The organism is Arthrobacter sp. ISL-30 (assembly GCF_018613855.1).
GTDB lineage: Bacteria > Actinomycetota > Actinomycetes > Actinomycetales > Micrococcaceae > Arthrobacter.
Map to the genome: position 1 here is coordinate 40,670 of NZ_JAGGPK010000010.1, position 14,520 is coordinate 55,189.

The following is a 14,520-nucleotide window of genomic DNA, read 5'->3' on the forward strand; positions in this document are numbered from 1 at the left end:
CTTCGCCATCCTCGGGGAGACGAATGAAGCCAACAGGATTGCAGGCAGCTACTCCAACGAAGATCGAGCAGCTCATGGATCGGGCGTGGCCGGCTCCCGACTGCCAGGCCGTGGGGGACTGGGTCCTGCGCGCGGCAGGAGGCGTGACGCAGCGGGCGAACTCCGTGTGGCCCCGTCAACCTGCAGCCGATCCGGAGGAAATCCTCCAGGCCGCCCTGCAGTGGTACCGGAGTCGTCGCCTGCCGCTGATTTTCCAGGTTTTCGACGACGACAGGAGCGCCTGGCTGAACGCAGTCCTGGACACCCATTGCTTCACGAAGCAGTCCGAGACCGTGATCATGGCCCTGCCCAGGTTCGACAAGGCGATTTCCTTGAAGAGCGGCCTCGGCCTCGGCCTCGATGGCGATGTTGCGGTCTACGCTGATGTCGAAATCCTGGAGGAGCCTTCCGAAGAATGGCTGGCTGTGTGGTGGGCCGTCGATGGCCGTGGAGGACCAGCGGAGCGTGACATTGCACACGCCATCCTGACTGGCTGCCCCGCGCTGTACGCCTTAGTCCGTGACGACGACGGCGACCCTGCCGCCGTCGGACGCCTGGCTCTTGTAGACGGCTGGGGAGGCCTCTACTGCATGGCAACACTCCCCGAGCGCCGACGCAGGGGCTACGCCGCGAAGATTCTGGACAGCTTCCTGGCCGAAGGCGCCCGCCGTCGGCTCGACGGCTTATGGCTCCTGGTAACGGCACCCAACGGAGGGGCACAGGCGCTTTATCAACGGTCGTGTTTCGAAGTGGTCGGCCGGTACTTGTACCGCCAGGCACCGCTCCGCCGCTCACCCAGCGGCTGCTGAACGGTCACAGCCGAGGAAGCTCAATGGTGATGCAGAACGGGGGTCCGACGTCCGGCGAGGTACTGAAGGCGATGTCCGGCGAATCCCGACTCGCTGAGATTGACGACCAGGACCTCGTCTCCACGCGTGACAATGTCGGCGAAAAGCGTCGTTTCACGTCTCTCCGCTGCCCAGTCCGGGTCTAGGCCGTCCACGTGGGCAGGAAGCGGCGAGGGATTTCCTACCGGAAGTGGTGGCTTGTGGATAACTAGGCCACTGGGTCTGTCACCTGGATCCGGATGGAGCAGGCCTCCTGGGCTGCCTGCTGCAGGATTTTCGTGTTGGGATCCGGCGTGGCCAGGAACGGCAGCCGGGTGCACCGTGCATAGCCGGCAAGGGCCGGGCGGGAGAGGACCTGGACGGCAAGGTTCCGGTCTCCGCCTGGCACGATGTATTCAATCGCATGGCCATTGAAGATCCGGGCTGCGTGCTCCGCTACGTCCTCCACCAGGGCGTCGGCCTGGTTGGCACGTCGCCGGGCGAAGCGCTGCTGCGAAGAACCCCCAGCGGCTGAGCGCGACTGTACGTAGCGGTTTCCAGTCTTTGAGGAAGTCACCTTTCCGCCCGTGACGACGGCTACCGCGTAGCCGCCCCTGCGCACCAGGATGAGGCCCAGGCTGCGTTCCTGTGACGCCAGTGACGCCAGGCGCTCGATCCCGTTTGCTCCGCGCCCCGGACGGCCGTCCCGCGGCCAGGGCGGTGTCAGCAAGGCCATCGCGCCGTCAACAGCGGTCAGTTGCAGGCCGTCGTCCACGTTCTCCTCCTGAAGCCGGCCGTGGCCGGCCGCAAAACGGTCCACCCATCCCGCGAGGCGGGGCGCCGTGACAAAGGCCAAACGGGTGGGCGCGGAGCGGTGTCCGGCTTGGCCTGGGGGCATCATGATGCGCCTTCCTTTTGCTGCGACGAGTCTCCTTTGCTGGAACTATGAGTAGCCTATCCATGTGGAAGATCTCTTTGGCTCGGGCGCCGGCAGCGATGACGATGGCGACGCGCTGCCGTCCTCCACTCCCGCCTTCGACGATTCACGCCCGGTTTCGCCACGCAGTCCGCTGGCAGTGCGGATGCGTCCGCGCATACTGGACGACGTCGTCGGGCAGCAGCACTTGCTCGGACACGGTTCGCCGCTGCGCCAGCTGGCAGCCGGTGCGGACGCGGGCGGCCCCGCTGGCCCCAGTTCCGTAATTCTGTGGGGACCGCCCGGCACAGGGAAAACAACTCTGGCACACGTCATTGCCCGCGGCCCGGGCCGCAAGTTCATCGAGCTCTCCGCCATCACCGCCGGGGTCAAGGACGTCCGCCGCGTTATGGAAGAGGCGCTGACGGCCCGCGACCTGTACAAGACCACCACCGTCCTTTTCCTGGACGAAATCCACCGCTTCAACAAGGCGCAGCAGGACGCGCTGCTGCCCGGAGTCGAAAACCGCTGGGTGGTGCTGGTTGCGGCTACCACCGAAAATCCGTCCTTCTCAGTGGTGTCGCCCCTGCTGTCCCGGTCGCTCCTGCTGACCTTGAAGCCCCTTACCGACGCCGATATTGAGGGGCTGCTGCTCCGCGCAGTCGCTGATCCGAGGGGACTGGCCGGGCGTGTCGAGCTCAGCCCGGAGGCCCTGGAGCATCTCGTACGCCTCTCGGGGGGAGATGCACGCCGGGCGCTCACCGCCCTTGAGGCTGCCGCCGGCGTCGCCTTTGGGGAGGCATCAACGGGCGACGGCGGACCGCGCACCGGGAGCGACGGCGGCGAGGCTCCGGCCGTCGTCGAGCTCAGGCACACCGAACGCGCCCTTGACTCCGCCGCCGTGCGTTATGACCGCGCCGGTGACCAGCACTACGACGTCGCCAGTGCCTTCATCAAATCCATCCGGGGGTCCGATGTGGACGCGGCGCTGCACTATCTCGCCCGGATGCTCGAGGCGGGGGAGGACCCCCGGTTCGTCGCCCGCAGGATCGTCATCTCGGCCGCCGAAGATATTGGAATGGCAGATCCTACCGCACTCCAGACGGCGGTTGCTGCGGCTCAGGCTGTGCAATTGATCGGCATGCCCGAAGGGCGGATCGTCCTGGCCGAGGCTGTAGTCCACCTCGCTACGGCACCAAAATCCAACGCGGCGTACATGGGCATCAACAGTGCAATCGCCGATGTCCGGGCCGGCCTTGGCGCCGGGATACCCGCCCATCTGCGCGACGCCCATTATCAGGGCGCGAAGCAGCTGGGGCATGGACAGGGCTACAAATACGCGCATGATGCCCCGCACGGTGTAGCCACGCAGCAGTATCCGCCGGACGACCTGGTGGGCAAGGATTACTACAAGCCCACAGCCAACGGCGCCGAACGCGACGTCGCCGCCCGGCTGGAGCGGCTGCGGAAGATAATTCGGGGACTGTAGCAGTCCTATTTCCGCGGCGTTGGGCGCCGCTACGGGCCGTGCTAGGATGGATGTTTGTCTGGCAAGGCCTGGACGCACAATCCCCCGAATTTCCGGCTTGCTGGAGTCAGTGGTTCGTGCCCTGGGCCCAGTAGCAAAAGGCAGCGGTTGGCCGATGCTCTCCATCATGGAGGCCAGTAACACTGACACGCCGCAAGTACTGGAAGGACACAAGTGGCTAACAACACTCGTGCTCGCCGCACTGCACGCCTCTCGCGTGCACTCGGCATCGCTCTGACCCCCAAGGCCGCCAAGTACATGGAGCGCCGCCCGTACGGCCCCGGTGAGCATGGCCGTGCCCGCAAGAAGCAGGACTCCGACTACGCCGTTCGTCTGCGCGAAAAGCAGCGCCTGCGCGCCCAGTACGGCATCCGCGAAGCCCAGATGACCCGTGCCTTCGAAGAAGCACGCCGCACCAAGGGCCTGACCGGTGAAAACCTGATCGAGCTGCTCGAAATGCGCCTTGACGCCCTCGTGCTGCGTGCCGGCTTCGCCCGCACCATCGCCCAGGCCCGCCAGCTGGTTGTGCACCGTCACATCCTGGTTGACGGTGCCCGCGTCGACCGCCCGTCCTTCCGCGTCGGTGAGGGCCAGCTGATCCACGTGCACAACCGCAGCGAGACCATGGCTCCGTTCCAGGTTGCTGCCGCCGGTGCGCACCGCGATGTGCTCCCGATGGTTCCGGCTTACCTGGACGTCAAGCTTGACGCCCTGCAGGCCCGCCTGGTTCGCCGCCCGAAGCGCTCCGAGATCCCTGTGACCTGCGAAGAGCAGCTCGTCGTCGAATTCTACGCCCGCTAAATTCCAGCAGCGTCTCCAAAGAAGCCCGTGGCACACGCCGCGGGCTTCTTTGTATGTAAGGTACTTGGGTGGGCTTTGCCGATCGCGGAAGTTGCCGTAGGTGTGCAGAAGCATCGGCGGCCCGCGGTTCCGAACGATCCAAGGAGATGAGTGAGTATGTCTGGTGGCGATATTGCCGGGTTGATCGCAGCCGGAGTGTTTTTGCTCCTCGTGCTTTTGCTGGCGGTTCCCATCCTGAAGCTTGGCCGGGTATTGGATGAGGTCAGGAAATCCATACGTTCCATCAGCGACGGCGCGACCCCGCTCATGGATGAGGTGACGGCTACCGTCTCCACCACCAATCAGCAGCTGAAGAAGGTGGATGGGATTGCATCGAACGTCTCTGACGCCTCCGCGAACATCTCCGCCCTGTCGTCCCTGGTTGCTGCAACCGTCGGTTCGCCGCTCATCAAGATAGCTGCCTTCAGCTACGGCGTCCGCTCGGCGTTCACTGCCCGTCGCAAACCGGCAGCCGGCCGGCGTAGCCGCTGAAAACCCTGGCAGCCGCTGAAAACCCTGGCAGCCGCTGAAAACCCTGGAGGTCAAGTACCAATGAAACGAGTCTTCTGGATGGGAATCGGCGTCGCTATCGGCGTCATCGCCTTCCGAAAGGTAACCGCCGCCAAAGCCGGCCTGGGTCCGCAGGGCCTGAACCGCGCCGTTGCGCGATTGGCCGACAGCGTCTTCGAGTTCGCCGATGCAGTCCGTGACGGAATGCACGAACGCGAGGAGGACCTGCGGTCCGCCTTGGGCATTTCAGAGCCGGACTCCGGCCGCCGATAAGGCCGCGGTTCGCCCAACTGCCGCTCCGCAAGGCAGAATTAGAAGCTGCAGTACCGGCAACTGCCGGGCTGAGCACAGATCGTTGTGCAGAGAAATTGAGAAGGGTAAGTAATCAGCAAATGAAGTCGCAGGAGATCACCAAGCGCTGGGTGGACTTTTTTGTCAACAAGGGCCACACCGCGGTTCCTTCCGCATCGCTTGTGTCCAGCGACCCTTCCTTGCTGTTCACTGTGGCCGGGATGGTCCCCTTCATTCCATACCTGACGGCACGTGAAGTTCCCCCCTACACACGCGCCACAAGCGTCCAGAAGTGCATCCGGACCGGCGACATCGAGGAAGTGGGCAAAACGGCCCGCCACGGCACGTTCTTCCAGATGTGCGGCAACTTCTCCTTCGGTGACTACTTCAAGGAAGACGCCATCAAGTTCGCCTTCGAACTGCTCACTTCGAGCGTCGCCGACGGCGGCTATGGCCTGGAATCCGAGAAGATCTGGGTGACGGTCTACGAGGAAGACGATGAAGCCAAGGACCTTTGGCTCAAAAACACTGCTATTCCTGCCGACCGGATCCAGAAGATGGGGAAGTCGGATAACTACTGGCACACCGGCCAGCCCGGCCCCGCCGGCCCCTGCTCCGAGATCTATTACGACCGCGGTCCTGCCTACGGCGTCGAAGGCGGCCCGGAAGCTGACGACAACCGCTACGTTGAAATCTGGAACCTCGTGTTCATGCAGTACCAGATCTCCAATGTCCGCTCCAAAATGGACTTCGACGTGGTCGGGGAGCTTCCGAAGAAGAACATCGACACCGGCCTGGGCATGGAACGCCTTGCGATGATCCTCCAGGGCGTCGAAAACATGTACGAGACCGACCAGGTCCGTCCCGTCATCGACAAGGCCGCCGAACTCTCGGGCAAGGAATACACTTCCGCCGAGACCGACGACGATCCGCACCACACGGACGACGTTCGGATGCGCGTTGTAGCTGACCACATCCGCTCCGCGCTCATGCTGATCGCCGACGGCGTAGTGCCCTCCAACGAGGGTCGCGGGTACGTCCTGCGCCGCCTCATCCGCCGCGCAGTCCGTGCCATGCGCCTCCTGGGCGTCGAGCAGGCCTGCCTCCCGCAGCTCTTGCCCGCTTCGCGCGACGCCATGAAGGGCGTCTACCCGGTCGTGGAAACAGACTTCGAGCGCATCAGCCGCATCGCCTATGCCGAAGAGAAGGCCTTCCTGCGCACGATTGCCTCCGGCACCGCACGCCTGGAGGAGGCCGTCGTCGCGTCCAAGGCAGCCGGCAAGCCACTCTCCGGCGAGGACGCCTTCACCCTCCACGACACCTACGGCTTCCCCATCGACCTCACCCTGGAAATGGCCGAGGAAGCCGGAGTTAAAGTCAACGAAGCCGAGTTCCGCAACCTCATGCAGGAACAGCGCAAGCGCGCCCAAGCAGACGCCAAGGCGAAAAAGGGCGGCCACGCTGACATCAGCGCCTTCCAGGAGCTGTTGTCCGAAGGCGAGACAGTCTTCACCGGCTATGACGAGCTGGACGGGGAGTCTCGTGTCCGAGGCATTCTCCGTGGCGGACAGCGACTGTCGCAGGCTTCCACGGGCGACGAGATTGAACTCGTCCTCGCCGAGACGCCGTTCTACGCCGAGGCCGGCGGCCAGGCTGCTGACACGGGCCTCATCACAGGCGACGGCTTCGTCGTCGAGGTCCTGGATGTCCAGCGCCCCATCAAGGGCCTGAGCGTCCACAAGGCGATCGTCCGTGAAGGCGAGATTGCCTCGGACGCGCTGGTGCGCGCCGCCGTCGACCGTGAACGCCGCCATGCCGCCGAGCAGGCGCACACCGGAACCCATATCGTCCACGCGGCCCTGCACCAGATCCTGGGCCCGGAGGCAACGCAGCGAGGCTCCTACAACAAGGCCGGCTACCTGCGCTTCGACTTCGCCTGGGGTGAGGGCCTGAGTGCCGCCACCAGGTCTGAAGTCGAGGAAGTCTCCAACATCGCCATCCGGAACAACTTCACGGTGGACACCAAGGTCATGCCGCTGGCGGAAGCCAAGGCGCTCGGCGCCATGGCGCTGTTTGGTGAGAATTACGGCAATGAAGTGCGGGTTGTGGAGATCGACGGCGCCTGGTCGCGGGAACTCTGCGGTGGCACCCACGTGACCAACACGGCCCAGATCGGTAGCCTGTCGCTGCTCGGCGAGCAGTCCGTCGGTTCAGGAAACCGCCGCGTGGAGGCCTTTGTTGGCCTCGACGCCTTCCGTCACCTCGCCGCCGAACGTGCCCTGGTCACGGAGCTGACCGAAATGCTGAAGGTTCCCTCCGGCCAGCTCGCGGACCGCATCGCGGCCACGCTGAACAAGCTCAGGGCTACCGAGAAGGAACTCGAACGGCTCCGCAAGGAACAGCTGACGGCGGCCGCGGCAAGTATTGCCGGCACCGCCAAGGACGCCGCAGGTGTCCGGGTCGTGGCCCACGACGCCGGGCAAGTGAGCGGCGCTGACGACATCCGGGCCCTTGCCCTTGACCTGCGCAACCGCCTCGGTTCAGAGGCTTCCGTTGTAGCCGTGGCAGGCGTCAGCAACGACCGCCCGATCGTCCTGGTGGCTACTAACGAGGCCGCGCGCGAAGCCGGAGTCAAGGCAGGCGCCCTCGTGCGGCTGGCTGCCGGCCTCCTGGGTGGCGGCGGAGGCGGCAAGGACGACGTCGCCCAAGGCGGCGGAACGGATGCGGCCAAGGTGCCCCAGGCACTCGCCGCCATCGTGGATGCGATTGCCAAGCGCTGACGTGAGCGAAAACGACCACACCGACGCCTACCCCCGAGGTATCAAACTAGGGGTAGACGTCGGCACCGTCCGCGTGGGAGTGGCTGCCTGTGACCCGGAAGGGATCCTGGCGACACCGTTCAAGACTGTCGCCCGGGACGCAAAGAAAAACTCCGACATTCGGCTCATCGTGCGGCACGCCAAGGAGCTTGGGGCAGTACAGATTTTTGTTGGGCTGCCCCGGACGATGCGCGGGGAGGAACACGCCTCGGCACGCACGGCGACAGAGTACGCCGAACTCCTCGTAGCTGAGCTCGATGCGAGTGGGTTGGACGTGCCGGTTCACCTCGTGGATGAGCGTTTGTCAACAATCACCGCACACCGCAGCCTGCACGAAGCTGGCATGAGCAGCAGGGACCACCGTAAAGTAGTGGATCAAGTCGCCGCTGCCGGAATCCTGCAACATGCCATCGACATGCAGAAAGCCAGAGGAGCAGATGTTGGCAGTCGCGTAACTGCAATCCACAAAGGGCATCCTGGGGGGTCCGGCGCCGATTCGGCACGGACAGGTGTCCAAGGCACTGACACGAACACTTCAACGAGGGGAAGTCAACAGTGAGCCCGGTCAACAATGGCCCCTCGCAGGACCAGGATTTCAGCACTGGACGCATTCCGCTGACCCGCAGGGAACTCAGGGAACGCGAACGGTTCCTGGCAACGCAGAACCAGGACCTTGTGCCTCCCTCGGCCTACGCGGTTGCGGACATCGATCGCGAAACCACGGCCGGCTCAACTGGCGATTCCCCGATGCGGGTTTCCGGTGAGGAGGCGGCTTCCAGCCGTGCCGGCATTCAGGTGGAGACAATTGAGGAAATGCCGGTGCCGGAGCCGGAGCAGCCGCCAATGCCGCCCCAGCCTGAAGCCTCTGTGCAGCCTGAAACTTCCGCACTGCTTGAAACAACGGCGCAGCCTGAAACAACCGCACTGCCTCAAACAACCGCACTGCCTGCCGTCAACCATCTTGAGGCAGTTGCCGATCCACAGAACCACGTTGCGGACGAGCACTTCGAAGACGGACAAAACTCTGCGCATGACGGGGGGCATATTGACGATTCCGGTGCGGGACATCACGACTTTGAGGCGCACGACGCCCACTTCGACCATGATCCGCACTACGACTACGACGACGCTGTGCACCACAACGACGGAGTGCACCACTATGATGCCGTGCACCACGACGACGAAATGCACCACGATCAAGCGGGGAACAACGACCACTTGCTCGCAGGCGACGCGACCGCCGCACGCTCCAAGAAGGTCCGACGGCGGCGACGAGTCGTAGCGCTGCTGCTCACCCTCGTTCTCTTTGTCGGAGCCATTGCCGTCGGAGCCCAGTTCCTCAAGCCGCTCCTCGGCATGGACAAGCTTTCGGACTACCCCGGCCCGGGCACTGGCAGCGTTATGGTGTCTGTCCAGCCTGGAGCGGGTGCCAGGGATGTAGCGACGGCCTTGGAGAAGCAGCGGATTGTTGCCAATGCCGACACCTTTATGAAGGAACTGCTGGCAGCTGACGGTGAAATCAGCCCTGGAGACTTTGAGTTCCGAACCGAAATGAAGAATTCCGACGCCGTGGCGGTACTCCTGAACCGTGACGCCTCGAAGGTCATGTACTTTGCCCTTAACGCAGGGCTTCGTATTGGCGAATCCCTGGAAACAATCTCCAAGGGCTCCGGCATACCGCTGGACCAGCTCAAGGCACTCAGCGACTCACCCGCCCAATTTGGCGTCCCGGACAAGGCCAAGAACCTGGAAGGCTTCCTGGCCCCCGGGGAGTACAGGTTCCCCCTCGGAACTCCGGCCAAGGACATCCTCCAGAAACTGGTCACCACCACCTTGGATGAGCTCAAAGCCCAGGGCATCACGGATCCGAACAAGCAGTACGACGCGATTATTGTCGCAAGCATTGTCCAGGCAGAGGGCGGCCAGGCCGACTACGGGAACGTGGCAGGTGCAATCTACAACCGCCTGAAGCCGGGCAATACGGAGACGGCTGGACTGATCCAGTCGGATGCCACTGTCACCTACGGTCTTGGCCGGAAGAGCTTCCACTTGGAGGAGTCCGAGAAAGCGGACAAATCCAATCCCTACAACACCTACGCCAACCCCGGCCTTCCCGTCGGCCCCATCGGTTCCCCCGGAAAGACCGCCATCGACGCCGCGGCTAAGCCGACCGCCAACGACTTCATGTACTGGGTAACCATCAACCTTGATACCAAGGAAACCAAGTTCTCCAAGACCCTGGCAGAGCACAATGTCTACGTTGAGCAGTACAACCAGTGGTGTGCTGCCAATGCGGGACGGTGCGTCTAACCGTGCGCGCAGCAGTTCTTGGCCATCCCATTGGCCACTCCAAATCGCCTGCCCTCCACGGGGCGGCGTACGGCAAGCTCGGCGTCGATATCGAATACTCGGCCATTGACCTGACAGTTGAGCAGTTGCCCGCGTTCATGGCAGCGGTACGTGCAGAACCCAACTGGTGCGGACTCTCCGTGACCATGCCCCTCAAGTCGGCCATGGTTACAGAGGTTGATGAGGTTCGAGGAGCGGCCGCCCACCTCGGCGTCGTCAACACCGTTGCCTTTGAACGCACTTCTTCCGAAGGCGGCGCTGGAACTCGTGGCGCTGGAACGCGTGGCACGGGCGACTTGCGAACCGTCGGCTACAACACCGATGTTGCCGGAATCGTGGAGGCCGTGCGCTATGCGGGCGTCGCCTCAGAGCCCTCGGCCGCAATATTGGGCGGCGGCGGCACGTCCGCTGCGGCAATCGCAGCACTTGTCGAGCTTGGCGCGGCAAGGGCAGCAGTGTTCGTCCGCGATGCCTCCCGGGCCTCCGAAGCGAAAGCTGCTGGGGCCGCCGTCGGGCTTCCCATTGACATCCTGCCCCTTTCCGGTGCCGCTGGCACGATTGCCGCATCACAACTCGTCATTTCCACGCTGCCGCCCCATGCGGCGGATGGAATCGCGGCGGAACTGGCCGAGGTACCTGCCGTCGATAGCCTGCCGCAAGCGGGCGTCCTGCTGGACGTCGCCTACGATCCCTGGCCCAGCCGGATAGCGACAGCCTGGCAGGAACGTGGGGGAGTGGTTGTTCCCGGACTGGAGATGCTCCTCTACCAAGCGGTCGGGCAGGTCCGGCTGTTTTCCGGGCTGGACCGGGATGTCACGCCCGAAGTCATAGATGTGATGTGCGACTCAGTCGGGCTGCCCCGACGGGTCTTGTAACCGCCTTACATGGCAGGATGGATCTTATGTTGCGTTGGTTGACTGCGGGTGAATCCCATGGTCCGGCCCTGGTCGGAATTATTGAAGGCGTCCCCGCTGGAGTAGAGCTCACAAGTGGACAGATTCGTGACGCCCTGGCCCGGCGTCGCCTTGGCTATGGCCGCGGCGCCAGGATGAAGTTCGAACAGGACGAGGTCACCATCCTCGGCGGCGTACGCCACGGCATCACCCAGGGCGGCCCAGTCGCGATCCAGGTGGGCAATACCGAGTGGCCCAAGTGGGAGCAGATCATGTCTGCCGACCCTGTCGAGCCGGAACTCCTTGCTGACCAGGCGCGCAACGCGCCGCTGACCCGGCCCCGGCCGGGACACGCCGACTTCACCGGGATGCAGAAATACGGCTTCCCGGAGGCCCGGCCGGTCCTCGAGCGTGCCAGCGCCCGGGAAACGGCAACCCGTGTGGCCCTGGGCACTGTTGCCGCCCAGTTCCTCAAGCACTTGGGCATCGAGCTGGTCAGCCACACTGTTTCCATTGCCAGCGTGGCCGTGCCCGAGGGCCGCCCCCTGCCCCTGCCGGAAGACGTCATAGCCCTCGACGTCGATCCCCTCCGCTGCTTCGATCGCGACACATCCAACGCCATGGTTGCCGAAGTGGATGCCGCACACAAGGAAGGCGAAACCCTTGGCGGCGTGGTGGAAGTCCTCGCCTACGGGCTCCCGCCGGGACTTGGCAGCTACGTGCACTGGGACCGCAGGCTCGACTCCAGGCTGGCAGCCGCCCTCATGGGTATCCAGGCCATCAAGGGCGTCGAAGTCGGCGACGGGTTCCAAACGGCAGCGCGCCGGGGATCAGCCGCCCACGATGAAATCGTAAAGGACGACCACGGCAGGATCATCCGGCAGAGCAACCGCGCGGGTGGTGTTGAAGGTGGCATGAGTATCGGCGATGTCCTGCGCGTGCGCGCTGCCATGAAACCGATCGCCACCGTTCCTCGCGCCCTCAAGACTATCGACGTCAGCACCGGGGAGGCGGCCAAGGCCCACCACCAGCGTTCTGATGTCTGTGCCGTGCCCGCCGCGGGAGTAGTTGCGGAGGCCATGGTCGCCCTGGTCCTGGCCGAGGCAGTAACCGAGAAGTTCGGTGGCGATTCCGTGGCTGAGACCGCCCGGAACCTGCGCAGCTACCTGGAAAGCATCCCGGCATCGCTGGACTCGGTCGGCCGCTAGTGTCGCACGGCAACACCATTGAAGGCCGCCATCGACGAGCCATCGCGCTGATCGGACCCATGGCCGTCGGCAAATCCGCGATCGGGCAACAGCTCGCCGCGCACTTGGGTGTGCCGTTTATCGACACCGACATCGTCATTGTCGAAAACCATGGAACGATCGCCGATATTTTTGCCGGACGCGGCGAGCACGCCTTCAGGGAAATCGAAGCGAGGACAGTCGCCAGCGCGGTGGAGGATTCGGCCGGCAGCGGCGCGGTCATTTCCCTTGGCGGCGGCGCAGTCCTTGACTCCGGTACGCAACAGCTGCTGGAACGCTGCACTGTTGTCTACCTGGAAGGCGATGCCCCGACAGTGGCTGACCGGATCGCCCGCAACACGGGCCGTCCGCTGCTGGCCGGTGACGCCATGGAGCGCTGGGAAGCCCTCTTCGCCACGCGCCGTCCCGTCTACGAACGACTCGCCGACATCACCTTGGACGTCCGCCAGGGCAGTGTCACCGAAATCTGCCTCCGACTGGAGGACAAGCTGCGGAACTTCGCGGCCTTGAAACAGGAAGTTGAACAGTGAACGCCTCCGAAACCGTGATCAAGGTAACCGGCCAGTCACCCGGTGAGAACTACGACGTCGTGGTGGGACACGGGCTGCTGGGGGCCCTTCCCGGCCAGCTGGGAGAGCGGGTTAAGCGCGTCCTCGTCATCCATCCTCGAGCCCTTCGACTGACCGGGGATGCCGTCCGCGACGAGCTGGAAGCGGCAGGCTTTACCGCCCTCACCGCGGAAATTCCCGACGCCGAAGAGGGCAAGCACATCCAGGTGGCCGCCTTCTGCTGGCAGGTCCTTGGCCAGAACGATTTCACGCGTTCAGACGCCATTGTGGCGGTCGGCGGCGGCGCAGTCACCGATCTCGCCGGCTTCGTAGCCGCGACGTGGCTTCGCGGCGTCAAGGTCATCCACATGCCCACAAGCCTGCTTGGCATGGTGGACGCCTCTGTCGGAGGGAAGACAGGGATCAACACTGCCGAGGGCAAGAACCTCGTGGGCGCGTTCCACCCTCCCGGGGCCGTCCTGGCCGACCTCGATACGCTTCAGACCCTGCCGAAGAATGAGCTCATTTCCGGCATGGCCGAAGTGGTCAAGTGCGGCTTTATCGCCGATCCCGTCATCCTCGAACTCGTGGAACGCGACCCGGCCGCTGTTGCCGATGCCGCTTCGCCAGGACTCCGGGAACTCATTGAGCGCGCCATAGCGGTCAAGGCCAGGGTCGTCTCGGAGGACCTCAAGGAATCCGGGCTGCGCGAGATCCTGAACTACGGCCACACGCTGGGCCACGCGATCGAACTTGTCGAACGGTACTCCTGGCGCCACGGCGCCGCTGTGTCCGTAGGCATGATGTTTGCCGCGGAGCTGGCCCGCAGCGTTGGCAGGCTATCCGACGTCGACGCCGACCGCCACCGCTCCATCCTCGAAAGCCTTGGGCTTCCCGTGACCTACCGCAAGGACCGCTGGCAGGGACTCCTTGACGGGATGCGCCGGGATAAGAAGTCCCGTGGCGACCTGCTGCGCTTCGTGGTCCTTGACGGCATTGGAAAGCCTGGCATTCTCGATGTCCCCGATACATCCCTGCTCTTTGCCGCCTACCAGGAGATCGCATCATGATGACAAGCATTGCCGGCGGCATCAGCGACTGGCCCACGGCCGATTTTCCCGGTGTCCGGGTGAACCCCGAGACCCTGCTGCCCCAGATTGTGAACGAAGAGGCGGTCCAGGAGGCGCTGGCCGAGTCCGAGGACGCCGCCGACCGCGTCATGGTCCTCCTGCTTCGTGGCCGCACCGCCGATGCTGCAGAGCTGCTCGCCGAGGCCCGCTACCGTGACCCGGAGTCCTTCCGGCTGCGGATCTTCGAGGCCGAGATGCACCGGGCCACCAACCGTTTTGACCGTTCGGTGCAGCTTTTTAGACAGCTCCTCAATGAGGTGCAAGGCACGGATCGTGAGGCCGTGGTCCACCAGTACCTCGGACGCACGCACTACGTCAGCGGCAACGCCGCGGCGGCTGCGGAATCGTTCTCCAAGGCCCTCGACCTGCGTGTGGCGACAGCCGCCGATGCGTCGCTCATTTACTCCTCGACCCTGGCCCTGCAGCGGGCACGGGATGTGCTGGAACTGGCTTCCTGAGCCTCCCGCCAAATGCTGCCTTGCTTTGCCGGTAGAATGGTTCTTGGATTTTTGACAAACACAGGCAGGCGGGCCATTTGGCGTGCCCCCTGGCATAGCCGGTGAGAGAAACCAAAGAGGATACG

Annotated in this window: 15 protein-coding genes; 14 read left to right on the forward strand and 1 reads right to left on the reverse strand. The window is 64.2% G+C overall.

Translation table 11 applies throughout. The features are described 5' to 3' along the window. The first annotated feature begins 23 nt into the window (after positions 1 to 23). Both J7E82_RS03950 and J7E82_RS03955 read left to right on the forward strand, forming a co-directional pair. A complete protein-coding gene (locus J7E82_RS03950) occupies positions 24 to 848 on the forward strand; it encodes an N-acetyltransferase (protein ID WP_214860599.1) in 825 nt (274 codons plus the stop codon). A gap of 23 nt (positions 849 to 871) precedes the next feature. Continuing rightward, a complete protein-coding gene (locus tag J7E82_RS03955; RefSeq protein WP_214860601.1) occupies positions 872 to 1,033 on the forward strand; it encodes a hypothetical protein in 162 nt (53 codons plus the stop codon). Positions 1,034 to 1,095: 62 nt separating this feature from the next. On the opposite strand, the gene J7E82_RS03960 is transcribed toward J7E82_RS03955, so the two are convergent. Next, a complete protein-coding gene (locus J7E82_RS03960) occupies positions 1,096 to 1,764 on the reverse strand; it encodes an acVLRF1 family peptidyl-tRNA hydrolase (protein WP_214860818.1) in 669 nt (222 codons plus the stop codon). Between the two features lie 64 nt (positions 1,765 to 1,828). Here J7E82_RS03960 and J7E82_RS03965 point away from each other — a divergent pair, with 64 nt between their 5' ends. The 12 genes from J7E82_RS03965 (at position 1,829) to J7E82_RS04020 (ending at position 14,395) form a co-directional block, all read left to right on the forward strand. After that, positions 1,829 to 3,271: a replication-associated recombination protein A gene (locus tag J7E82_RS03965; protein ID WP_214860603.1), complete on the forward strand. Its 1,443-nt coding sequence runs from the start codon at positions 1,829 to 1,831 to the stop codon at positions 3,269 to 3,271. Positions 3,272 to 3,484: 213 nt separating this feature from the next. Further along, the gene (rpsD, locus tag J7E82_RS03970) at positions 3,485 to 4,111 is read left to right on the forward strand and encodes a 30S ribosomal protein S4 (RefSeq protein ID WP_214860606.1); all 627 of its coding nucleotides are present in this window, start codon (positions 3,485 to 3,487) and stop codon (positions 4,109 to 4,111) included. A 156-nt stretch (positions 4,112 to 4,267) separates the two neighbouring features. Next, on the forward strand, positions 4,268 to 4,642 hold the full coding sequence (locus tag J7E82_RS03975) for a DUF948 domain-containing protein (RefSeq protein WP_214860820.1): 375 nt from the start codon (positions 4,268 to 4,270) through the stop codon (positions 4,640 to 4,642). A gap of 60 nt (positions 4,643 to 4,702) precedes the next feature. Beyond that, positions 4,703 to 4,933, forward strand: coding sequence for a hypothetical protein (locus tag J7E82_RS03980; protein WP_251041407.1), 231 nt, complete (start codon positions 4,703 to 4,705; stop codon positions 4,931 to 4,933). 119 nt (positions 4,934 to 5,052) lie between these two features. After that, complete coding sequence (alaS, locus tag J7E82_RS03985; RefSeq protein ID WP_214860608.1) at positions 5,053 to 7,731, forward strand: alanine--tRNA ligase; 2,679 nt, start codon at positions 5,053 to 5,055, stop codon at positions 7,729 to 7,731. Further along, a complete protein-coding gene (ruvX, locus tag J7E82_RS03990; protein WP_214860611.1) occupies positions 7,712 to 8,329 on the forward strand; it encodes a Holliday junction resolvase RuvX in 618 nt (205 codons plus the stop codon). Before alaS ends, ruvX begins: the two co-directional genes overlap by 20 nt. Beyond that, positions 8,326 to 10,080: an endolytic transglycosylase MltG gene (mltG, locus tag J7E82_RS03995; RefSeq protein ID WP_214860613.1), complete on the forward strand. Its 1,755-nt coding sequence runs from the start codon at positions 8,326 to 8,328 to the stop codon at positions 10,078 to 10,080. The genes ruvX and mltG overlap by 4 nt, the downstream gene beginning before the upstream one ends. Before the next feature lie 2 nt (positions 10,081 to 10,082). Then, a complete protein-coding gene (locus J7E82_RS04000; protein ID WP_308113607.1) occupies positions 10,083 to 10,994 on the forward strand; it encodes a shikimate dehydrogenase in 912 nt (303 codons plus the stop codon). A 26-nt stretch (positions 10,995 to 11,020) separates the two neighbouring features. Continuing rightward, on the forward strand, positions 11,021 to 12,220 hold the full coding sequence (gene aroC, locus J7E82_RS04005) for a chorismate synthase (RefSeq protein ID WP_214860617.1): 1,200 nt from the start codon (positions 11,021 to 11,023) through the stop codon (positions 12,218 to 12,220). 59 nt (positions 12,221 to 12,279) lie between these two features. Further along, positions 12,280 to 12,789 carry a shikimate kinase gene (locus tag J7E82_RS04010; RefSeq protein ID WP_214860823.1) on the forward strand — a complete coding sequence of 170 codons (510 nt, stop codon included), beginning with the start codon at positions 12,280 to 12,282 and terminating at the stop codon, positions 12,787 to 12,789. Next, positions 12,786 to 13,877 (forward strand): 3-dehydroquinate synthase, encoded by a 1,092-nt coding sequence (gene aroB / locus J7E82_RS04015; protein WP_214860624.1) that lies wholly within the window; start codon positions 12,786 to 12,788, stop codon positions 13,875 to 13,877. The genes J7E82_RS04010 and aroB overlap by 4 nt, the downstream gene beginning before the upstream one ends. Next, complete coding sequence (locus J7E82_RS04020; RefSeq protein WP_374223589.1) at positions 13,877 to 14,395, forward strand: tetratricopeptide repeat protein; 519 nt, start codon at positions 13,877 to 13,879, stop codon at positions 14,393 to 14,395. Before aroB ends, J7E82_RS04020 begins: the two co-directional genes overlap by 1 nt. Positions 14,396 to 14,520: the final 125 nt, after the last annotated feature.

Excerpts from the sequence above, each read along its gene's own strand:
- J7E82_RS03950 (WP_214860599.1), top strand. The coding sequence starts at position 24 with ATGAAGCCAACAGGATTGCAGGCAGCTACTCCAACGAAGATCGAGCAG.
- J7E82_RS03975 (WP_214860820.1), top strand. The coding sequence starts at position 4,268 with ATGTCTGGTGGCGATATTGCCGGGTTGATCGCAGCCGGAGTGTTTTTG.
- alaS (WP_214860608.1), top strand. The coding sequence starts at position 5,053 with ATGAAGTCGCAGGAGATCACCAAGCGCTGGGTGGACTTTTTTGTCAAC.
- J7E82_RS03955 (WP_214860601.1), top strand. The coding sequence starts at position 872 with ATGGTGATGCAGAACGGGGGTCCGACGTCCGGCGAGGTACTGAAGGCG.
- J7E82_RS04010 (WP_214860823.1), top strand. The coding sequence starts at position 12,280 with ATGGCCGTCGGCAAATCCGCGATCGGGCAACAGCTCGCCGCGCACTTG.
- J7E82_RS04020 (WP_374223589.1), top strand. The coding sequence starts at position 13,877 with ATGACAAGCATTGCCGGCGGCATCAGCGACTGGCCCACGGCCGATTTT.
- J7E82_RS03960 (WP_214860818.1), bottom strand. The coding sequence starts at position 1,764 with ATGCCCCCAGGCCAAGCCGGACACCGCTCCGCGCCCACCCGTTTGGCC.
- J7E82_RS03980 (WP_251041407.1), top strand. The coding sequence starts at position 4,703 with ATGAAACGAGTCTTCTGGATGGGAATCGGCGTCGCTATCGGCGTCATC.
- aroC (WP_214860617.1), top strand. The coding sequence starts at position 11,021 with ATGTTGCGTTGGTTGACTGCGGGTGAATCCCATGGTCCGGCCCTGGTC.
- ruvX (WP_214860611.1), top strand. The coding sequence starts at position 7,712 with ATGCGATTGCCAAGCGCTGACGTGAGCGAAAACGACCACACCGACGCC.